19 protein-coding genes are annotated in these 19,734 nt (G+C 71.0%); 7 read left to right on the forward strand and 12 right to left on the reverse strand.

Annotated elements, in window-relative coordinates; translation table 11 throughout:
- The first annotated feature begins 137 nt into the window (after positions 1 to 137).
- Genes QSK37_RS34480 through QSK37_RS34490 form a run of 3 tightly spaced genes read left to right on the forward strand, consistent with a single transcriptional unit; the run spans position 138 to position 1,899 of the window.
- Entirely contained in the window at positions 138 to 362 is a 225-nt protein-coding gene (locus tag QSK37_RS34480) for a DUF6458 family protein (protein WP_285629513.1), read from the forward strand.
- A gap of 4 nt (positions 363 to 366) precedes the next feature.
- Positions 367 to 1,293, forward strand: coding sequence for a sigma-70 family RNA polymerase sigma factor (locus QSK37_RS34485; RefSeq protein WP_285629514.1), 927 nt, complete (start codon positions 367 to 369; stop codon positions 1,291 to 1,293).
- A 54-nt stretch (positions 1,294 to 1,347) separates the two neighbouring features.
- A complete protein-coding gene (locus QSK37_RS34490) occupies positions 1,348 to 1,899 on the forward strand; it encodes a dihydrofolate reductase family protein (protein ID WP_285629515.1) in 552 nt (183 codons plus the stop codon).
- A 30-nt stretch (positions 1,900 to 1,929) separates the two neighbouring features.
- Here QSK37_RS34490 and QSK37_RS34495 read toward each other — a convergent pair whose 3' ends face one another.
- Entirely contained in the window at positions 1,930 to 2,367 is a 438-nt protein-coding gene (locus tag QSK37_RS34495) for a MerR family transcriptional regulator (RefSeq protein WP_349498013.1), read from the reverse strand.
- Between the two features lie 27 nt (positions 2,368 to 2,394).
- Between QSK37_RS34495 and QSK37_RS34500 the strand changes: the two genes are divergently transcribed.
- Together QSK37_RS34500 and QSK37_RS34505 are read left to right on the forward strand one after the other, a co-directional pair.
- Positions 2,395 to 3,597, forward strand: a complete 1,203-nt coding sequence (locus QSK37_RS34500; RefSeq protein ID WP_285629516.1) for an MFS transporter — start codon at positions 2,395 to 2,397, stop codon at positions 3,595 to 3,597.
- A 23-nt stretch (positions 3,598 to 3,620) separates the two neighbouring features.
- Positions 3,621 to 4,436 carry an alpha/beta fold hydrolase gene (locus QSK37_RS34505; protein WP_285629517.1) on the forward strand — a complete coding sequence of 272 codons (816 nt, stop codon included), beginning with the start codon at positions 3,621 to 3,623 and terminating at the stop codon, positions 4,434 to 4,436.
- Here QSK37_RS34505 and QSK37_RS34510 read toward each other — a convergent pair.
- Genes QSK37_RS34510 through QSK37_RS34525 form a run of 4 tightly spaced genes read right to left on the reverse strand, consistent with a single transcriptional unit; the run spans position 4,397 to position 8,584 of the window.
- Positions 4,397 to 5,491: an ABC transporter ATP-binding protein gene (locus tag QSK37_RS34510; protein ID WP_285629518.1), complete on the reverse strand. Its 1,095-nt coding sequence runs from the start codon at positions 5,489 to 5,491 to the stop codon at positions 4,397 to 4,399. The two genes, QSK37_RS34505 and QSK37_RS34510, sit on opposite strands and share 40 nt — an antisense overlap.
- Positions 5,488 to 6,309 carry a carbohydrate ABC transporter permease gene (locus tag QSK37_RS34515; RefSeq protein WP_285629519.1) on the reverse strand — a complete coding sequence of 274 codons (822 nt, stop codon included), beginning with the start codon at positions 6,307 to 6,309 and terminating at the stop codon, positions 5,488 to 5,490. The genes QSK37_RS34510 and QSK37_RS34515 overlap by 4 nt, the downstream gene beginning before the upstream one ends.
- Positions 6,306 to 7,208 (reverse strand): carbohydrate ABC transporter permease, encoded by a 903-nt coding sequence (locus QSK37_RS34520; protein WP_285629520.1) that lies wholly within the window; start codon positions 7,206 to 7,208, stop codon positions 6,306 to 6,308. The genes QSK37_RS34515 and QSK37_RS34520 overlap by 4 nt, the downstream gene beginning before the upstream one ends.
- On the reverse strand, positions 7,208 to 8,584 hold the full coding sequence (locus QSK37_RS34525; RefSeq protein ID WP_285629521.1) for an extracellular solute-binding protein: 1,377 nt from the start codon (positions 8,582 to 8,584) through the stop codon (positions 7,208 to 7,210). The genes QSK37_RS34520 and QSK37_RS34525 overlap by 1 nt, the downstream gene beginning before the upstream one ends.
- 132 nt (positions 8,585 to 8,716) lie before the next feature.
- On the opposite strand from QSK37_RS34525, the gene QSK37_RS34530 reads away from it, so the two are divergent.
- Positions 8,717 to 9,889 (forward strand): hypothetical protein, encoded by a 1,173-nt coding sequence (locus tag QSK37_RS34530; protein ID WP_285629522.1) that lies wholly within the window; start codon positions 8,717 to 8,719, stop codon positions 9,887 to 9,889.
- On the opposite strand, the gene QSK37_RS34535 is transcribed toward QSK37_RS34530, so the two are convergent.
- The 5 genes from QSK37_RS34535 to purS form a co-directional block, all read right to left on the reverse strand.
- Positions 9,886 to 10,959, reverse strand: coding sequence for a PP2C family protein-serine/threonine phosphatase (locus QSK37_RS34535; RefSeq protein ID WP_285629523.1), 1,074 nt, complete (start codon positions 10,957 to 10,959; stop codon positions 9,886 to 9,888). The genes QSK37_RS34530 and QSK37_RS34535 overlap by 4 nt on opposite strands.
- A 154-nt stretch (positions 10,960 to 11,113) precedes the next feature.
- Positions 11,114 to 13,384, reverse strand: coding sequence for a phosphoribosylformylglycinamidine synthase subunit PurL (gene purL, locus QSK37_RS34540; protein WP_285629524.1), 2,271 nt, complete (start codon positions 13,382 to 13,384; stop codon positions 11,114 to 11,116).
- Positions 13,385 to 13,448: 64 nt separating this feature from the next.
- Positions 13,449 to 14,126: a phosphoribosylformylglycinamidine synthase subunit PurQ gene (purQ, locus tag QSK37_RS34545; protein WP_285582221.1), complete on the reverse strand. Its 678-nt coding sequence runs from the start codon at positions 14,124 to 14,126 to the stop codon at positions 13,449 to 13,451.
- Between the two features lie 52 nt (positions 14,127 to 14,178).
- A complete protein-coding gene (locus tag QSK37_RS34550) occupies positions 14,179 to 14,622 on the reverse strand; it encodes an ATP-binding protein (RefSeq protein ID WP_285629525.1) in 444 nt (147 codons plus the stop codon).
- 137 nt (positions 14,623 to 14,759) lie between these two features.
- The gene (gene purS, locus QSK37_RS34555) at positions 14,760 to 15,002 is read right to left on the reverse strand and encodes a phosphoribosylformylglycinamidine synthase subunit PurS (RefSeq protein WP_285582223.1); all 243 of its coding nucleotides are present in this window, start codon (positions 15,000 to 15,002) and stop codon (positions 14,760 to 14,762) included.
- Between the two features lie 136 nt (positions 15,003 to 15,138).
- On the opposite strand from purS, the gene QSK37_RS34560 reads away from it, so the two are divergent.
- Complete coding sequence (locus QSK37_RS34560) at positions 15,139 to 16,749, forward strand: hypothetical protein (protein WP_285582224.1); 1,611 nt, start codon at positions 15,139 to 15,141, stop codon at positions 16,747 to 16,749.
- On the opposite strand, the gene QSK37_RS34565 is transcribed toward QSK37_RS34560, so the two are convergent.
- Positions 16,746 to 18,110, reverse strand: a complete 1,365-nt coding sequence (locus tag QSK37_RS34565) for an outer membrane protein assembly factor BamB family protein (protein WP_285629526.1) — start codon at positions 18,108 to 18,110, stop codon at positions 16,746 to 16,748. The genes QSK37_RS34560 and QSK37_RS34565 overlap by 4 nt on opposite strands.
- A gap of 85 nt (positions 18,111 to 18,195) precedes the next feature.
- The gene (locus QSK37_RS34570; RefSeq protein WP_285629527.1) at positions 18,196 to 19,632 is read right to left on the reverse strand and encodes an aldehyde dehydrogenase family protein; all 1,437 of its coding nucleotides are present in this window, start codon (positions 19,630 to 19,632) and stop codon (positions 18,196 to 18,198) included.
- Positions 19,633 to 19,734 lie beyond the last annotated feature (102 nt).

A 19,734-nucleotide genomic window follows, 5' to 3' on the forward strand; every position in this document is an offset into this window, starting at 1 on the left:
TTTCGTATGTCCCGCCGCCCCTGGTTCGAGCGGCGGGACATACGTCATCATCGGTGTCGATAGGGTGGTGTGCCACAGCAGTCGGGTGTTTACTCGAAGTGAAATCCGGGCCCGTGGGGGTTCCGGAGGTCGGAGGCATGGTGGGCTTTGGCGTCAGCATCTTCCTGATCACACTTGGGGCCATTTTCAAGTGGGCCATCAAGGCGCACCTCAGCGGCATCGACCTGCCCGCCCTCGGCGTGATCCTGATGGTCGTCGGCGCCGCCTCGTTCCTGCTGCAGCTCGTCATGATGAGCCGCACCCGCGCCCCGCGCGGCAATCCCGAGGTCATCAACGACGACCGCAACCAGCCGCCGGTCTGAGCCCTTGGACTTCGAGCTCTACCGCGGTGAGCTGGTCGCCTACTGCTACCGCATGCTCGGATCGTTCCACGAGGCCGAAGACCTGGTGCAGGAGACCATGCTGCGCGCCTGGAAGGCCCGCGACCGGTACGACTCCGCCCGCGCGTCCGTACGGACCTGGCTCTACCGCATCGCGACCAACGCCTGCCTGACCGCGCTCGACGGCCGGGCGCGGCGGCCGCTGCCGTCCGGGATCGGCGCGCCGAGCGACGACCCCGGAGCGCCGCTCACGCCGGCGCTCGACATCCCCTGGCTCCAGCCGTTCCCCGACACGCGGTACGACCCGGGCGCACGCGCCGGCCTGCGGCTCGCGCTGGTGGCGGCGACGCAGGTCCTGCCGCCGCGGCAGCGCGCCGTCCTCGTCCTCCGCGAGGTGCTGGAGTTCAGCGCCGCCGAGGTCGCCACACAGCTCGACACCACGGTCCCGGCGGTCAACAGCGCCCTCCAGCGGGCCCGGGCCGCCCTCGCCGGCGTCGGGGACATCGGCGAGGTCGCCGAGCCGGACGACCCGGAGGTACGCGCGGTCGTCCAGCGGTACGTCCAGGCGTTCGAGGCGGCCGACGTCCCGGCGCTCGTCCGGCTGCTCACCGACGAGGCGATCCTGGAGATGCCGCCGGTGCCGCTGTGGTACCGCGGCAGCGCCGACTACGGCCGCTTCATGCATCGCGTGTTCGCGATGCGCGGGCCGGGTTGGGCGGTACGGACCCTGACCGCGAACGGGCAGCCCGCCCTCGCCGCGTACGCCCCGGAGCCCGGCGGCGGACACCGGCTGCACACGCTCCAGGTCCTCACGGTCACCGGCGGGCGGGTCGCGCACAACGTGGTGTTCGCCGACCCGTCCGTGTTCCCGGCCTTCGACCTGCCCGAAAGTTTTTCTTCCGCGGAGCGATGAGTCCGGCCGGTCTCGCCGGTATGTACGGCGAGCATCGACCGAAAGGACACCATCGTGAGCGTCATCGTCATTCAGTTCGTCACTCTGGACGGGATCGTCTCGGACCCGGACGGGTCCGCGGGCACGCCGTCCGGCGGCTGGGCGTTCCGGCACGGACCCGAGACCGTCGCCGGGGACAAGTTCAAGCTCGGCGCCACGCTGGACGAGGGGGCCATGCTGCTGGGGCGCAGGACCTGGGAGCTGTTCTCCCGGCTGTGGCCGGGCCGCGACGACCCGTTCTCCACGCGGATGAACGCCGCGTCGAAGCTGGTCGCCTCCCGTACGCTGACCGACGCGTCGGCGTGGGCGAACTCCCAGGTCATCGAGGGCGACCTCGTCGACGTCGTCAAGCGTGAACGGCGCGACGTGATCATCACCGGCAGCATCAGCGTCGTGCACGCGCTGATGGCCGAGGACCTGATCGATGAGTATCGGCTGCTGACCTTCCCGACGATCCTCGGCGCCGGGGAGCGGCTGTTCCCCGCCGGCGGTCCGCCGGCCCACCTGGAGTGCCGTTCGGCCGAGAAGAACGGAGCCGCCGTCCTCACCCGGTACGTCAGGGGGTGAGTCCGTTCCATGAGGACGCCGTCCTCGCCGCTACGGCAGGACGGCTGAGAGCTCCGGGTGAGCGTCGAGGGCCCTGGCCGTGACGTCGGCGGGAGCGGCGGCGATGACGCGGTCGAGGGCGGCACGTGAGGTCTGCAGATCGGCGATGGCCCGGGTGATCCGGCCACGCTCCTGGGCGAGGTCGGCGAGCAGGTCCGGGCAGGTGGGCACGAGGTGCTCTTCCTCGTCGCGCAGGCACGGGAGGACCGTGGCGATGGCGCTGGTGTTCAGTCCGGCGGCGAGCAGGCCGCGGATGCGGCGGACCGTGACGACGTCCGCTTCGTCGTACTCTCGATAACCGCTGGAGCGGCGCCGGGGCCGGAGGAGGTCCTGCTCCTCGTAGTAGCGCAGCAGCCGCTCGTGCACGCCGGTCCGCCTGGACAGTTCGCCGATCCGCACCTGGTCCCCCTGGGAAGACTTGACTCTCACATAGATGTGAGAGTTTAGCGTCCAGGCATGGCAACGAACACGTCCGCCTGGACGCGATGGTCGGCCCTGGCCGCGCTGACCGGATGCGTCTTCACGGTGGGCACGGCGGAGTACGTGATGGTCGGCCTGCTGCCGACGCTCTCGGCCGGCCTGCGGGTGCCCGTGCCGACCGCGGGACTGCTGGTGTCCTGGTACGCCCTGACGGTGGCCGTCGGCGGGCCACTCGTGACCGCGCTGACGCTCCGGCTGCCGCGCAAGGCGCTGCTCCTGGCCCTGCTCGTGGTTTTCGCGGGCGCCAACGCGGTCGCGGCGGTGGCCACCGGCTTCGGCATGCTGGTGGCGGCCCGGATGGTCACGGCTCTGACGCACAGCACGTCGTTCGCGGTCGCCATCGTGCTCGCCGTCGGAATGGTTCCGCCCGCGCGCCGAGGTCAGGCGATCGCGGTGGTCGCGGCAGGCTGGAACCTCGCCACCGTGCTCGGCGCGCCGCTGGGCACCTGGCTCGGGCAGACATACGGCTGGCGGACGACGTTCTGGGCGATCGTCGTGCTGAGCGCGCTGATGTTCGCCGCCGTCGCGGCGCTGACGGCCAGGCCCGCCGAGGAAGCCTCCGGTCCGTCGCGCGCCGAACTCGCGACGCTGCGTGAACGGCGGGTCGTGACGCTCCTCGGGGTCATCGTCGTGTCCCAGGCCGGCCTGTTCGCCTTCTACACCTACCTGTCTCCGTTCCTGGGCCTGCGCGGCTTCTCGCCCCGGACCGTCACCCTCTTGCTGGCCGTTCTTGGCGCCGGGGCGCTCGTCGGCAACTTCACCGGCGGGCGGCTGGCGGACCGCGCGCCGTGGGGCTCGCTGTCCGCGACCATCCTCGCCCTGGCCGGGGCGCTCGCCGCTCTCGCACTCGCCGGACGGCTCCACGCGATGACGGTCGTGACCGTCCTCGTCCTCGGCGTGGTGATGGGCGCGCTCATCCCGCTGCTGCAGGAACGGGCGCTCGCCGCCGCGCCCTCGGCCCCCACCCTGATCACGGCGACCAGCGCCTCGGCGTTCAACCTCGGGATCGCCGGCGGATCGTGGCTCGGCGGCCACGCCCTCGACGCGGGCCTCGACCTGGCGCACCTGCCCTGGACGGGGATCCCGGCCGTTCTCGCCGCGCTCCCGCTCACCGTGTACGCGGCCCGCGCCCACCGGAGCGATCCACGCCCCGCCGACCACTTTGTCCGAGTGAAGTGACACCACATCAGGGAGATTCATCAATGTCCGAACTCGCCCGCATCGTCCGCGGAAGCGGCCCCGGCCTCCTGCTCGCCCACGGCGGCGGCGGTGGCATCCAGGCCAACTACGGCCCGATCCTGGACGGACTGGCCGAGCGCTACACGGTGATCGGCCCCGACTACCCCGGCACGGGCGGTACCCCCCGTGCCACCGAGCCGCTCACCCTGGACGGCATCGCCGACGCACTGGTCGAAGCCGCCGACGAGGAGGGCGTCGAGACGTTCGCCGTCGTCGGCTACTCACTGGGCGGCCCGGTGGCGATCCGCGCGGCCGTCCGCCACCCGGACCGGGTGACGGCCCTGGTGCTGACCGCGAGCTTCGCCCACCCGAGCGCCCGGATGCGACTCGCCACCCGGACCTGGCGGAGACTGCTCGACGCGGGGGACCCGCCCAGGCTCGCCGCCTTCCTCGCGCTGATCGGTGCGGGAGCGTCCTTCCTGGACAGGCTCTCCGCGGAGGAGCTGGAGGCGATGCTGGCCGGGGCCGCCGCGACGGTACCCCCGGGCACCCCGGACCACGTCGATCTCGTCGAGAGCGTGGACGTCCGTGCCGACCTGGCCCGGCTGAACGTTCCCACGCTGGTGATATCGACGACCGAAGACCAGCTGGCGACGCCCTACCACCACCGCCAGCTGGCCGATGGCATCCCGGGCGCGAAGTTCGCCGAGATCGCCACCGGCCACCTGCCGTTCGCCGAACGCCCGCAGGAGTGGCTGGGCCTCATCCGCGCCTTCCTCGACGAGACGGGTCCGGCGGTTCAGGGGGCGTCGATCAGCTCGCCGTCGTCGGCGCGGTAGACGAGCAGGCGGCCGGGGGCGGGGGTCACGTGCAAGGTGGCCCCCGGCTCCGGTTCGCGGCCTTCGGGGACGGTGAGCTGGACGCTCGGGCCCGTGGTCGTCAGGGTGACCAGCGAGGTGGTGCCCAGGTTCTCCACGATCTCGACCGTGCCCTTGATGCCGTCCTCGGACTCGGTCAGGTACTCCGGCCGGATGCCGACGATCACCTTGTCGCCCGGGGTCAGCTCGGTGACGATGTCCTCGGGCACCGGCAGCCGTACGCCCGCGACGTCGATCTGGTGGCCCCACGACGTCGCGGTCTCACCGTCGCCGGGTACGCACTCACCCGCCAGCAGGTTCATCGGCGTCGAGCCGATGAAGCCCGCGACGAAGACGTTCGCCGGTCGCTGGAACACCTCGCGCGGCGTGCCGAGCTGCCGGATGCGGCCCGACTCCATGACCGCGATCCGGTCGGCCAGGGCCAGCGCCTCCGCCTGGTCGTGCGTCACGAAGACCGTGGTCACGCCCAGGTCGTGCTGGAGCTTCTTGAGGAACGTACGGGCCTCCAGCCGCAGCCGGGCGTCGAGGTTCGACAGCGGCTCGTCCAGCAGGAACACCGTCGGCTGTGCCGCCATGGCGCGGGCCAGCGCGACGCGCTGCTGCTGACCGCCGGACAGCTGCGCCGGCCGCCGCTCCATCAGGCCGCCGAGCGAGAGCCCCTCACCCGTGGCGGCCGCCTTGGCCCGGCGCTCCGCCCGGCCCACCTTCTTGATCCGCAGCGGGTACGCGATGTTGTCGGCCACCGTCATGTGCGGGAACAGCGCGTAGTCCTGGAACACCATCGCCACGTCCCGCGCGCCCGGCGGCACCCGCGTGACGTCGCGGTCACCGATGCGCAGGCTGCCGGACGACGCCGTCTCCAGCCCCGCGATCGTGCGCAGCAGCGTCGTCTTGCCGCACCCGGACGGCCCGAGCAGGGCGAAGAACTCCCCGTCCTGGATCTCCAACGACAGGGCGTCGAGCGCCGTCACGCCGCCGTCGAAGACCTTGGTCACCTCTTCCAGCGAGACCTTCACGCCTTGATCCCTCCGTGGAAGCGGAAGCCGTACCGGCGGCTGACGAACAGGAACATGATGACGACCGGAATCGAGTAGAGCAGGGAGAACGTCGAGATCAGCGCGAGGTTCGGCTGACCGCCCTCGGTGTAGAAGTTGTTGAGCGTGACCGCCGCCGGCTGCTTCTCCGGCGTCCGGTACAGCAGGAACGGCATGAGGAAGTTGCCCCATACGTTGACCATCGCCCACACGGCGATCGTCGCGAGGCCCGGCCGGACGTTCGGCAGCACCACGTGACCCAGCACCTGGAAGGAGTTCGCCCCGAACACCCGCGCCGACTCCTCGTACGACTTGGGCATCGTGTCCATGAAGTCCTTGAGGATGAAGATCGCCGCGGGCAGCAGGCCGCCGGTCATGACCAGGATGACGCCGATGTCCTTGTCCAGCAGGTGCAGCTTGAACATCAGCTGGAAGATCGGCACCATCGCGGACGTCCCGGTGATCACCGAGGACAGCAGCAGGAGCAGATAGAGGATCCCGTCGCGGCCCGGGACGCGCACGCGGCTCAGCGCGTACGCCGCGAGCGCCGCGGCCGCGACCGTGATCAGCATCGTCCACAGCGACAGCACCGCCGAGTTGTACAGCGACGGCAGCGCGTTGGGGTCGTCGGTGAGGTGCTTGAAGTTGCCCAGCGTGAAGTCCGGCCACGAGACGGACAGCGTCGGGTTCCGCGTGAACGGCGCGGTCACCAGCCACAGCATCGGCAGCGCGAAGAACGCCGTGACGAGCGCCACGAACACGTAGAAGCCGATGCGCCGCACCACCTGGACGGGACTCACGCGCGCCTCCGCAGGATCCGGATGTAGGCGAGCGCCAGCAGCAGGTTGATCACCAGCATGATCAGGGAGATCGCGCTGGCGAAGCCCAGGCGTTCGCCCGGCAGGGCGGTCAGGTAGATGTAGACGGGCAGCACCGCCGAGGCGCCGTGCGGCTCTCCCTTGGTGATCAGGTACGGCGTGAAGTCGTTGAACGTCCACAGGCTGATCAGCAGCGTGTTGGTCAGGATGTGCCCGCGGATGCCGGGCAGGACGACGTCGCGCAACTGCTGCCAGCCGCTCGCGCCGGCCAGCCGGGCGGACTCCAGCTGGCTCGGCGGCACGCTCGACAGCGCCGCCGTGAACAGCATCATCGAGAACGCCGTGCCCCGCCAGACGTTGAAGACGATCAGCGACCCCATCGGGTGGTCGAACCACCAGTCGCGGCCGGGCGTGTGCAGGATCGCGTTGAGCGTGCCGCCCTGGTCCTTGAGGAACGCGATCCACAGCCAGGCGACCACGACGCCGGGCAGGATCCAGGCGAGCAGCACGAGCGTCTCGACGAGGGCGCGGGCCCAGCGCCGCGCCGAGCGCAACGTCCAGGCGAGGAGAAAGCCGAGGACGTTCTGCCCGATGATCGCCGAGCCGAGGACGAACAGCAGCGTACGGCCGAGGGCGTCGCGGAAGTCCTTGTCCCCGAGCGCGTGCGTGTAGTTCGCGGTGCCGACGACCTTCGGGTGCGCGGCCTGGACGCCGGTGAGCCGGTAGTCGGTCAGCCCGAGGTACAGCGTCCACAGCGCCGGCAGGATCAGGAAGACCGTGACGAGCAGCAGCGCGGGCACCACGAAGGCCAGCCCCTGCCGCCGGTCGCCGCCGCCCGGCACGTCGCCGGCGAGCGAACGCTGAGCCGTCTGGTGCGCCATCAGCCCGTCGTCACGTGCCCGGCGCCGCCGACGGCCTGGGTCAGGTTCTGCTGGTACGTCTTGACCGCCTTGTCCACGCTGTCGCCCGCGACGACGTCACCGGTCGCCTTCTGCAGGGCCGTGGACACCTGCGGGTAGGCGGCGAGGCCGGGCCGTACGTCGGTGATCGGCAGCACCTTCGTGGAGATGAAGTTCAGCAGCGGGTCGCCGCCGAGCAGTTCGGCGTTGACGTCCTGGCGGGGGCTGATGCCGACCGCGGAGCGCTGGACCTCGTCCTTGACGGCGTCGTGGGAGCCCATGAAGCTCAGCAGGTCCCAGACCAGCGAGGCGTTCCTGGTGTGCGGGTTGATCACCCAGCCGGAGCCGCCGGACATGCTGACCGCGTTCTGGGCGCGGATGCCCTTTCCGGGAGACTGCGCGGGGATCAGCGTGTAGCCGACGTCCTTGTCGCGGTCGGGCATGGGGTCGATGCCGCCCTTGGGGTTGACGACCGAGCGCCAGAAGTAGTCGCTTTCCAGCAGGATGCCGACCTTGTTCTTGGAGAACCGCTGGAACGACTCGTCACGACCCTGCGGGTTCTGCTGGAGCCGCGGGTCGCCGAGCCCGCTCGTGTACACCTGCCGGTACAGGTCGAGCACGCTCCTGATCGGCGCGGTGTCGCCCAGCCACCGGCCGTTCTCATAGATCTCGTGGCCGGTGCCCACGAGCAGGGGGAGCACGCCCTGCATCGTCGTCGCCTCGGTCATCGCGGTGCCCGCGTTGAGCTGGATCGGGGTGACGCCGTTCAGCGACTTGAGCTTGCGGCCGGCGGCGAGGATGTCGTCCCAGCTCTTCGGCTGCCAGTCGGCGGGCAGGCCCGCCTTGGCGAACAGCTGCTTGTTGTAGAAGACGACCCGGCCGTCGGTGCCGCTGGGCAGGCCGTACTTCTTGCCGTCGAAGGCCATGATGTTCTGCACGGGGCCGGGGATCTGCTGGAGGCCGTCCCAGCGGTCGACCTGCGCGCCCACCACCTCGTTGAGCGGTTTGACGTACCCGGCCTGGGCGAACTCCCCGACCCAGATGCCGTCGATGTTGATCAGGTCGGCGCCGCCGCCGGTCTTCAGGTCGAGCGCGGTCTTCTGCTTGTACGGGGCGTCGTCCACGCCGGTGCCCTCGAAGCGCACCGTGACCTTCTTGCCCTTGGCCTTCTCCATCGCGGTGAACTTGGGAATCACGTAGTCGGTGATCCATTCGGCGCCGCTGGAGTTCTTGCCGCCCTTGACGGAGTTGGCGCTGATCCGGATCGTGGTGCCGCCGCCACCGCTCGCGCCGCCGGAGCATCCCGACACCGCGAGACCGGTCGCCGCGATCAGAGCCGCCATCCGCGTGATCTTCATGCCGCAGCCTCCCAGGAAGGCATTTGCACTAATACCGGCGTTGCCGAAACATTCCCACGATCACCAAATGTTCACACCGGTACCGATGGTCACGATTCGAGATCATCCGCGCGATGGGACTAGATTGCCGGGATGACTGAGGACGCCCCGCTCGAGGATCTGATCCGGGAAGGCCGTATCGGAACGTTCGCGCCCGCGCGGATCGGCGGCCACGATGTCCTGGTCGAGACCGACCCGATCGGGACGAGCGTCTACCAGATCCGGGGCGAGCGCGTGCTCACGCTGCGCGGCAACAAGGGGTATCGCGAAGAGATCGTCGCCGCGCTGCTGGACGCCGTGGACGACCTCGCCGACGCCGACGACCTCGGCTCGATCGTGCGGCTGCGCCCGATCGAGGTGCCGGGATTCGCGCTCGACCGGGCCGCCCTGCTCGGCCCCGGGCACACCGCCTTCTTCAAGGACAAGCCTTTGGCGGACCGTGGCATGCAGGTGATCCCGGTGCACCGTTCCGAGGCCGTCGACGGTGAGGAGTACGCGACCTTCTGGCCGGGCGTCATCGGCAGGAACCTGGGCATCCGGCAACTCGACTGGACCCGCGAGCCGTCGCCGCGGGCCGACGTACGGCGCCTGGACGATGGCGAGGGCGGGCTGTACCGGCGCAAGGGCAGCCGCAGGAGCCCCAAAGCCGGAACGGTGACGGCGAAGACGGTCCTGAAGCACGACCTCCCCGGCCTGCTGGACGGCGTCCGACTGTCCGCGATGGACGTGCGCGGCCACGACCTGCGGCTGCACCGCGAATGGGACCGGCTGCGCGGCACGCTTCACCTCCCGGGCGGCTCCGAGGTCGTCGACGTGGACATCCCCCGGCTCTCGGCCCTGGCCGTCTTCGGCCCGCTGTTCGCCGGCGCCGACTTCGACGCGGCCGCGCTGGCGGCGGCGTCGGCGTCGCCGCCGGAGGACATGCTGGAGATGCGGGTGAACGACGAGGGGCGCCGACGGTACGACAACGAGGCCCACCCCGCCTCACTGGAGGAGTGCCTGGAGTGGCTGCGGGCGCTGTGCCCCCACGACGGCAACTTCCTGGTCTTCGTCGGCAGATCGGGCGGTTGTGTCCAGATGATGTGGCAGTCGAAGCCCGAGTCGCAGGAGCCGCGGCTCTGGCTGGAGACCCCCGAGCTTGAACACGGCCGCTCGCGTGGCCGTCACGTCACCCTCGACGAGGCAGAGCAGATGATCACGGTCCTCGCTCGCGAGGACCGCGTCGCCGTGGACGACCTCGGCGATCTCGAACACGTCCCGTTCTAGAGGGCGGGTTTGAGGGCGAGAACCGCCATGTCGTCCTGGCGCTGTCCGCCGGTCCAGCGTGTGACGCTGCGGGCCAGGGAGTCCACCAGCTCGCGCGGGGTGGAGGACCGGATCTGGGCGAGTCCGACAGCGGGGTCGTAGAAGGTCCCGTCCCGGTCACGGGCCTCGGTGATCCCGTCGGTCACCAGCAGCAGTATGGCGTCCGAAGGCCAGTCGACGATGTCCGGCCGGGCCGCGCCGTCCGCCGACGGCAGGTCCATGCCGAGGGGAAGACCGGGGTCGCTCGGCTCCAGCATGGCCACCTCGCCGGCCCGCAGGAGGTACGGAGCCGTGTGCCCCCGGCTGAGAAGCGATGCCTTGGTCGCGTCCGGCGCGATCTCGACGAGCAGGGCGGTGACGAAGTTCTCGGAATGATCGGCCTTGCTGGAGTCCGCCTCCAGGGTCACGGCGTTGTGCAGCCGATCCGCCAGCTCAGAGAGCGTCGCCGCCCTCCCGGCCTCGTGACGGAAGGCACCGATGACCTGGCAGACGGTGGACACCGCCGGAAGTCCCTTACCGCGGACGTCGCCGATGATCGCGCGGACCCCGAACGGCGTGGCCCGCACCGCGTACAGGTCCCCGCCGACCTGGGCCTCCGCCTGGGCCGCCTCATAGCGGGCGGCGATCTGCAGCGAACCCAACCGCGTCGGCGGATCGGGGAGCACGGCACGCTGGGCCGCCTCCGCGATGTCCTGGGTGACCGCCAGGTGCCGGCTCTGCCGGTCCATCAGCCACTTGGCCCACAGCCCGATCACGCCGACCAGCACCACGATCGCCAGATCGACGAGCAGCGCCGGCAGGGGGCGCCGCAGTTGAAGATCTACTCCGGCGACGACGACACCCACCACCGCGGCGGTGACGACGCTCGTCCGCCAGTGGAGCAGGATGCTGGCGAGGAGTGGCGCGGACGCCAGGAACGGCAGGCCGAGATAGGGTTCCGGCCCGAACAGATCGGCCGCCGCACCGCCCAGAACCATCAATACCGGCACACCGCGTAGGACCACGACCGGGTTGGCGCGGATTGGCTTCATGCATCCCCCCAGAGAGCCAACGGCTCGCAAAAGCCCTGGTAAGGCACCATACCCGCGCCTGGAAAGGCGGCAGCCGACCGTGACCCACCCTCCGGAGCCCCGCGGAAAGCGAAACCGCCCCGGCCACGGGCCGGGGCGGTCTCTCGCGTAGAACTCAGCCGAACAGCGAGGGCAGGGCGCCCTGGTAGACCTCGCGCAGCTCGGTCAGCGGGATGGAGAACTGACCCTCGACGGTGAAGGAGTCGCCGCCGACCACGCCCAGGCGCCGTACCGGCACGCGCGCGGCCTCGCACAGCGCCGCCACCCGCGCCTCGCGCTCCGGGTGCACCGCCACCACCGCGCGGGCCACCGACTCGCTGAACAGCTCCACGAACGGATCGCCCGGCAGGGTCACCGTGCAGCCGAGGCCGCCGCGCAGGCACGACTCCAGCAGCGCCTGCGACAGCCCGCCGTCGGACAGGTCGTGCGCGGCGTCCAGCAGACCCTCGCGCGCCGCCCCCACCAGCACCGACGCCAGTGCGGCCTCGGCCGCCAGGTCCGGGCGGGGCGGCAGGCCGCCGAGGTGACGGAACACGACGTTCGCCCACTCGGAGCCGCCGAACTCGGGCCGGGTCTCGCCGAGCAGCAGCAGCGACATGCCCTCGACGTTGAACGAGATCTGGACCCGGCGGGTCACGTCGTCGTGGACGCCGAGCACGCCGATCACCGGCGTCGGGTTGATCGGCGTGGTGCCGGTCTGGTTGTAGAAGCTCACATTGCCGCCGGTCACCGGCACGCCGAGCGCCTGGCAGGCGTCCGCGAGACCCTCGACGGCCCGCGCGAACTGCCACATCACGCCCGGGTCCTCCGGCGAACCGAAGTTGAGGCAGTTGGTGACCGCGAGCGGGCGGGCGCCGGTGGTGGCGACGTTGCGGTATGCCTCCGACAGCGCGAGCTGGGCCCCGGCGTACGGGTCGAGGCGGGTGTAGCGGCCGTTGCCGTCGGTGGCGAGCGCGATGCCCTGCGGGCCGTCGCCGATGCGGATCACCCCGGCGTCGTCGGGCATCGCCAGCACGGTGTTGCCCTGGACGTACTTGTCGTACTGGGAGGTCACGAACGACTTGTCGGCGAGGTTGGGCGAGCCGGCGAGCCACATGACCGTGTCGCGCAGCTGTTCCGGCGTGGAGGGCCGGGGCAGCTTGTCCGGGCTGTCGGCCTGGAGCGCGTCCAGGTCGGCCGGCCGCTCGTACGGGCGCTCGTACACCGGACCCTCGTCGGCGGCGGTGCCCGGCGGGATGTCGACGATCGTCTCGCCGCGCCACGTCATGCGCAGCCGTCCGGTGTCGGTCACCGTGCCGATCACCGTCGCGGGGACGTCCCAGCGTTTGCAGAGTTCGAGGAAGCGCGCGACCTTGGCCGGCTCGACCACGGCCATCATGCGCTCCTGAGACTCGCTCATCAGGATCTCTTCGGGCCGCAGCGTCGGGTCGCGCAGCGGAACGAGGTCGAGATTCACGTCCATGCCGCCCGTGCCGGCCGCGGCCAGCTCGGTGGTGGCGCAGGAGACACCGGCGGCGCCGAGGTCCTGGATGCCGACGACGAGGTCCTCGGCGAAGATCTCCATGCAGCATTCGGTGAGGAGCTTCTCCATGAACGGGTCGCCGACCTGCACCGACGGGCGCTTCTGGTGGGAGGCCTCGTCGAAGGTGGCGCTGGCCAGCACGGACGCGCCGCCGATGCCGTCCGGCCCGGTGCCCGCGCCGAACAGGATGACCTGGTTGCCCGGGCCGGGGGCGGTCGCCCGCTTGATGCCCTCCGGCTTGAGCACGCCGACGCACAGGGCGTTCACCAGCGGGTTCGCGCCGTAACACGGGTCGAAGACGACCTCGCCGCCGATGTTGGGCAGGCCGAGGCAGTTGCCGTAGCCGCCGACGCCGCGCACGACCCCGTCGAGCACCCGGCGGGTGTCGGACGCGTCCGGCGCCCCGAACCGCAGGGAGTCCATGACCGCGACCGGCCGGGCGCCCATCGACAGGATGTCGCGGACGATGCCGCCGACGCCCGTGGCCGCACCCTGGTACGGCTCGACGTAGGACGGGTGGTTGTGCGACTCGATCTTGAAGGTGACGGCCCAGCCGTTGCCGACGTCGACGACACCGGCGTTCTCGCCCATGCCGACGAGCAGGGCGTCGCTGTGCGGCGCCTTGTCACCGAACTTGCGCAGGTGCACCCGCGAGCTCTTGTACGAGCAGTGCTCGCTCCACATCACCGAGTAGATCGCCAGCTCGGCGGAGGTCGGCCGGCGGCCCAGGATCCGCTGGACGCGGGCGAACTCCTCGTCGTTCATGCCGAGCTCGGCGTAGGGCAGCGCGACGTCGGGCGTCTCGGCGGCGCGCGCGACCGTGTCGACCGCGGGCCGTGCGGACTCCGTTCCGTAGATCGTCATGAGCCCTCCTTCGTCGGGGAGGGTGACCACCTCGGCGTGTTTTCGATTCCCTCGCTTCGCTCGGTCATGCCGAGACCATCCGCTGGACGACGGAGACGAAGAAGCCGAGACCCTCGCTGGAGGGTCCGGTCAGGGACTCCACGGCGTGTTCGGGATGGGGCATCAGGCCGACGACGTTGCCCGCCTCGTTGCAGATGCCGGCGATGTCGTTGAGGGAGCCGTTGGGGTTCACGTCGACGTAGCGTGCCACGACGCGCCCGGACGACTCCAGCTCCTCCAGGGTCTCCGGGTCGGCGATGAAGCAGCCGTCGATGTTCTTGACCGGGATGACGACCTCCTGGCCTTCCTCGTACGCGCGGGTCCAGTCGGTCTTGGCGTTCTCGATCCGCAGCCGCTGGGCCCGGCAGACGAAGTGCAGGCTCGCGTTGCGGGTCAGAGCGCCGGGCAGCAGGTGCGACTCGCACAGGACCTGGAAGCCGTTGCAGATGCCGAGCACGGGCATGCCGCCGCGGGCGGCGTCGGCCAGGCGCTCCATCAACGGCGCGAACCGCGCGATCGCACCGGCGCGGAGGTAGTCGCCATAGGAGAAACCGCCCGGCAGGATGACGGCGTCGACCTCGCTCAGGTCCGTCGCCGCGTGCCACAGGGGCACGGGCTCGGCATCGGCGAGGCGCACCGCTCGCGCCGCGTCGCGGTCATCGAGTGATCCGGGGAAGGTGATGACGCCCACGCGGGCTGTCATGGGCACACTCCGATCAAGGTGATACGGGGACGCCCATCAGTTTATCCGGGCCCTAGCCTGCGGTTTTCAGCAGTTCGGGGTGCGGGTGCCGCGCGTGGGACTCGTCCTGCCAGCTGAGACGCTTCTGGAGGTAGACGACCGTGCCGCTGTCGGGACGGCTGTCGAAGCTGACGTCGTCGACGAGCGCCTTCATGATCGTTATTCCGCGCCCGGACTCGGAGTCGGGGTGGACGTTTTTCTCGGTTTCCCCCGTGAAACCCTGCCCCCGGTCGACGATCTTGAGCACGCACTCGCCGCCGTCGATTCCGGCGATCACTTCATAACGGGACGTCTCGTCCGCGTGCTGAACCACATTGGTGCACGCCTCCGAGATGGCGACGAGGATGTCGGCGACGCACGCCTCCGACACACCGAGTCCGCGCAGCGTGTCACCCAGGATCCGCCTGATGACCGGCACGCTGAGGGTCTCACGCGGAAGGTCGAGTGAGAACTTCATGTCTACCGGCCACCTCGTGTCGCTGTCCTTACCCCGTGACATGGGACTCGCCCCGTCTCCGTCGAAAATCTTCGAACGTTGGTAAGGCTTCCCCACGAGAAACTGCCGTAATCGCGTCCCCGACTATCTTTGGGCCACTATTCCGCGCGGAGTTCGAACGTTTCGATGACGGGGTTGGCCAGAAGCGTCTCCGCCATCTTGCGGACACGTTCGGTGGCGGCCTCGTCCGCCGGCCCCTCCAACTCGATCTCGAACCGCTTGCCCTGCCGCACGCCGGTCACGCCTTCGAATCCCAGCCGGGGCAGCGCGCGCGCCACGGCCTGACCCTGGGAATCGAGAATTTCCGGCTTGAGCATCACCTCGACGACGAAGCGTGCCACGACTGCCCCTCCCTGATCTGCGGATTTCGTACGGCACCGAAGCGTACGGCACGGCGCCTGGACCCCGTTACGTCGGTGTGAGGCGCTATACATGGATGGTTCACCACAATCCCCCCTGCCTCCGGAGTCACGGTTGATGCAGATCGATGAGCTGACCGAACCGGAACGTCTTCTCTGGGAGGCGTTCCCGCGCGGCGAGCCGGTCGACCTGTCCGGCGGTGACCACGACTTCGACAGCACGAACGCCTGGGGGCCCGAGCGCACCGTCCGCGCCGAGGTGATCTCCTCCCTGCTCCTCGGAGCCCAGGAGGACGAGCCGGGACACGTCGCGGCGGTGCGCCTGACCGGAGCGCGCATCACCGGCACGCTCAACCTCGGCCACGCCCACGTGACCGTCCCGCTCGCGCTGACCGCCTGCCAGCTCACGGACGCGCCGCACCTGTACTGGGCGCAGCTGCGCAGCGTCCACCTCATGCGCTGCCGGCTGCCGGGCCTGGTCGCCTCCGGGGCCCGCATCGACGGCCACCTGTGGCTGGAGGGCAGCCACATCTACGGCGGCGTCTGGCTGGACAGCTGCCGCATCACCGGCATCCTCAACCTCACCGCCGCGCACCTGTCCCACCCGACCGGCGACGCGCCGCTGCTCGCCGACCGGCTGGTCGTGGACAACAACGTCTACTGCGACCAGGGCTTCACCGTCGAGGGCGAGGTGCGCCTGCCGGGTGCGCAGGTCGGCGGCCAGCTGATCTTCCGCGGCGCGCGGCTGCGCAACCCCAAGGGCCAGGCGCTGTACGCGAGCCGGCTCTCCGTCGCGGCGAACGTCTTCTGCGACGGCGGGTTCTCCGCCGAGGGGGAGATCCGGCTGCGCGGCGGGCGGATCGGCGGCTACCTCTCCCTGGTCGGCGCGTCCATCAGCCACCCGGGCCGTACGGCGCTGAACTGCGACGACCTGAGCATCGAGACCGACATCTACTGCTCGGACGGGTTCCGCGCCGAGGGAGCGGTCAGCCTGTCCGGCGCGCGGGTCGGCGGCCTGCTCAGCCTGCGCGGCGGCCGGATGAAGAACCCCGCCGGCGTCGCGCTCAGCCTCCAGCGGCTCCAGGCGGAGGAGGTGCTGCTGCGCCCGGCCGAGCCCATCGCCGGCACGGTCGACATGCGGTACGCCCGCATCAAGCTGCTCCGCGACGACCCGCTGTCCTGGGCCCCGCGCTACACCCTCGATGGCCTCACGTACGACACGATCGACCCGCCGCTGACCGCGGGCGAACGCCTGAAGTGGCTGGAGCGCGACGGCGACGGGTACGTGCCCCAGCCGTACGAGCGGCTCGCCGAGACCTACCGCACGCTCGGGCACGACGGCGAGCGCCGGCTGGTGCTGCTCGCCAAGCAGCGCCGCCGCCGCTCCACCCAGACCGTGCCGCTGCGAGTGTGGGGGTACGTCCAGGACTGGACGGTCGGCTACGGCTACCGGCCGTTCCTGGCCGGCGCCTGGCTCGTGGCGCTCCTGGCGTTCGGGACAGTGATCTTCCAGCACCACCCGAAGATCACCGAACCGGGGCACAACACCGAGTTCAACCCGTTCCTGTACACGCTCGACCTGCTCCTGCCGGTCGGCTCGCTCGGGCAGGAGAGCGAGTTCGCGCCGCACGGCGTCTACCTGTGGATCGCCGACGCGCTGGTGGCGGCGGGCTTCCTCCTCGGCCTGACCGTCGCGGCCGGCGCCACCCGGGTGCTGCGGCGCGACTAGCGCGCTCGTACCGCGACGATTCCGTTCATCGTGGGGACGAGGACGAGTGATCCGGCGAGGGTCGGGGAGGCGAACCGGCTGGCCGGCCCGACGTTCACCGACGCGACCGGGCGGCCGGTCGACCGCGCCAGCGCGTGCAGCACGCCGGCCTTCGCGTCCAGGGTCCACACCGTGTTCCCGCCGACGACCGGTGAGCCCACGATGGAGGACGAGGCGGTCCACACGCGGTGCAGCGTGTCGCCGGAGACGTCGATGCGCTGCACGCCGTTCTGGCAGGGCAGGAACGCCGACGAACCGGCCCGCGCCATGCCGCCGAACGACACGCAGCCGGGCAGCGACGCGCGCTGCCGTCCGATGCCACCGAGGTTCGCCGTGTCGAGCAGGTAGACGTCACCCGTCTTGCCGGCGATCAGCGCCTTCCCGCCGGGCAGCAGCAGCGGGCCGGTCGAACCGAGGTCCTGGTCCTCGCTGTTCTCCTCGCCCCAGTTCTTCGGCGCGAAGTAGCCGATGCGGCGGCTCAGGTCGGGCGACAGGCGCACGACGGAGTCGCTGCCGTCGTACGGGCCGCCGAGACTGGCGCCGTTCCCGCTGGCCACGTACACGTCGCCGGCCGCGTCGACGGCCGGCCCGGACGGCGCCCACATGCCGCCCTCCCGGCTGGTCGGGATGGCGTACGACGAGACCTTGCCGGCCCCGTTCGTACGCGACGCGGTGACGTAGCCGACGTAGTCGCCGCAGTCGCCGTCGAGGCCGCCGAACGGCACGTACACACGGCCGCCCGCGACCGCCAGCGCGCCGCGCTGCTGCTCGGCCTTCGGGTCCCGGCCGGGGGCGACGTCGAGGTTCTCGCGGAAGCGGATGCCGCCGTCGCCGGCGTTCAGCGCGACGAGGGTGTGGCGGGCGCCGGTGCTCTCGGTGGCGACGAACACCGTGCGGGTGGCCGCGTCGTACGCGGGCGTGCCGGTGATCCCGAGCGGGTCGATGTTGCCGCACGGCAGGCGCGACAGCGGCATCGGGGTCGCCAGGTGCCGCTTCCAGCGCTGCCGCCCGGTGGCCGGGTCGAGCGCGTAGACCGTGTCGTTCTCGGTGCCGACGTAGGCCGTTCCGTCCGCGACGATCGGCTGGCCGTACACCGCACCGTCGAGCTTCGCGCTCCAGGCGGTCGTCGGCCGTCGCGGATCGGGGAAGGCCGCCACCCAGCCGGCCCGGTCGTTCCCGCCGTGGTAGGTCGGCCAGGACGCCGCCGGCACGGCCTTGCCCGGCGGGGCGGGCGAGGGGCCGTGGGGCCGGGCCGTACCGGAGCCGCACCCCACCGCCGAGAGAAGGGAGACAAGCACGACGCCGTACGCGGTCCTGCCCATGCCTCCGAGACTAGTCCGGCGATGGGTCTCCGGTAGGGGACGTCGCCGCGAGCGTGGGGTCGCCGTTCGAGGCTCCGCCGGCGGTTCAGGGCTCCAGCGAAATGAGGCGTACCTCCGTCATCTCCCGGATCGCGTACGCCGGGCCCTCGCGGGTGTTGCCGGAGTCGCGCACGCCGCCGTACGGCTGCTGGTCCACGCGTGCCGTGGGCACCTCGTTGATCAGTACGCCGCCGAACCGCAGCGTGCGGGCGGCTCTCAGCGCCTTGCCGAGGTCGGACGTGAACACGCCCGCCTGCAGGCCGTACCGGGCGTCGTTCGCGAGCGACAGCGCCTCATCGAAGGACCGGTAGCGCGTGAGCGTCACGACCGGCCCGAAGACCTCCTCGCGCTGGAGGCGTACGGTCGGCGGCGCGTCCTCGACCACCGCCGGGCGCAGCAGGCCGTCCGCGGTGACGTCGCCGCCGCACAGCACCTTCGCGCCCGCGGCGACCGCCTCCTCGATCCACTCGACGACGCGTGCCGTGTCGTCCCTGCTGATCAGCGCGGACACCTCGGTGTGCTCGTCCAGCGGGTCGCCGAGCCGCAGGCTCTTCACGCCGTGGACGAGTGCCGCGGTGAACTCGTCCGAGACGTCCTCGTGCACGTAGATCCGCTGCGTGGAGATGCACGACTGCCCCGCGTGGGAGAACCCGGCCGTCCGCGCCTTCCGCGCGGCCCGCGCCCAGTCGCCGTCCGTCTCCACGATCAGCGGGGAGTTCGACCCCAGCTCCAGCCGTACCTTCTTGCGCGGCGCCCTCGCCACGAGCGCCCAGCCCACCGGGGCCGACCCCGTGAACGTGACGTACGCGACATCGTCGTGGACGGCCAGCGCGTCGCCGACGACCGAACCGGAGCCGGTGACCACGCCGAGCCAACCCGGCGGCACGCCGAGGCCGTCCAGCAGCTCGGCGAGCAGCAGCGCCGACACCGGCGTCTGCGAGGCGGGTTTCAGCACGACCGGGCAGCCCGCGGCGATCGCCGGTGCGATCTTGTGCGCCACGAGGTTCAGCGGGAAGTTGAACGGCGAGATCGCCGCGACCACGCCGACCGGCACCCGCAGCGTGAAGCCGAGCTTGCCGACCCCGGCCGCGGAGGCGTCCATGGGCACCACCTCGCCGGCGAGCCGACGCGCCTCGGCGGCCGAGAACGCGAAGGTCTCCACCGCCCGCCGGGCCTCCCCTCGCGCGGTCGTGATCGGCTTGGCCGCCTCGCACGCGATGGCGCGGGCGAAGTGCTCCAGCCGGTCGTTCAGCGCGGCGGCGGTCTGCTCCAGCACCCGGATCCGGTCGGTGCGCGGGAAGTCGTCGCGGGCCAGGGCCGTACGGGCCGCCGCCACGGCCTGGTCGACGTCGCCGGTTCCGGCCGCCGGCACCCGCGCCACGAGGGACCCGTCGTACGGGGACCGGACCTCCGCCGTCCCCTTCTCCCCGGCCGGCCGCCACCCGCCGTCGATCAACATGCCCGGGAGCTCGAAGAGAGTCATGGCGAACCTCCCCTAGCGAATCCCTACCCCCGATGGCGTTGGTGGCACGGCACAACGTTCCGGGTACGTTTCCCGTAGCCGTCGTGGCTTGCGCCCCACTTG

The sequence above is a fragment of the Actinoallomurus iriomotensis genome, from assembly GCF_030269445.1.
Taxonomy (GTDB): Bacteria; Actinomycetota; Actinomycetes; order Streptosporangiales; family Streptosporangiaceae; genus Actinoallomurus; species Actinoallomurus iriomotensis.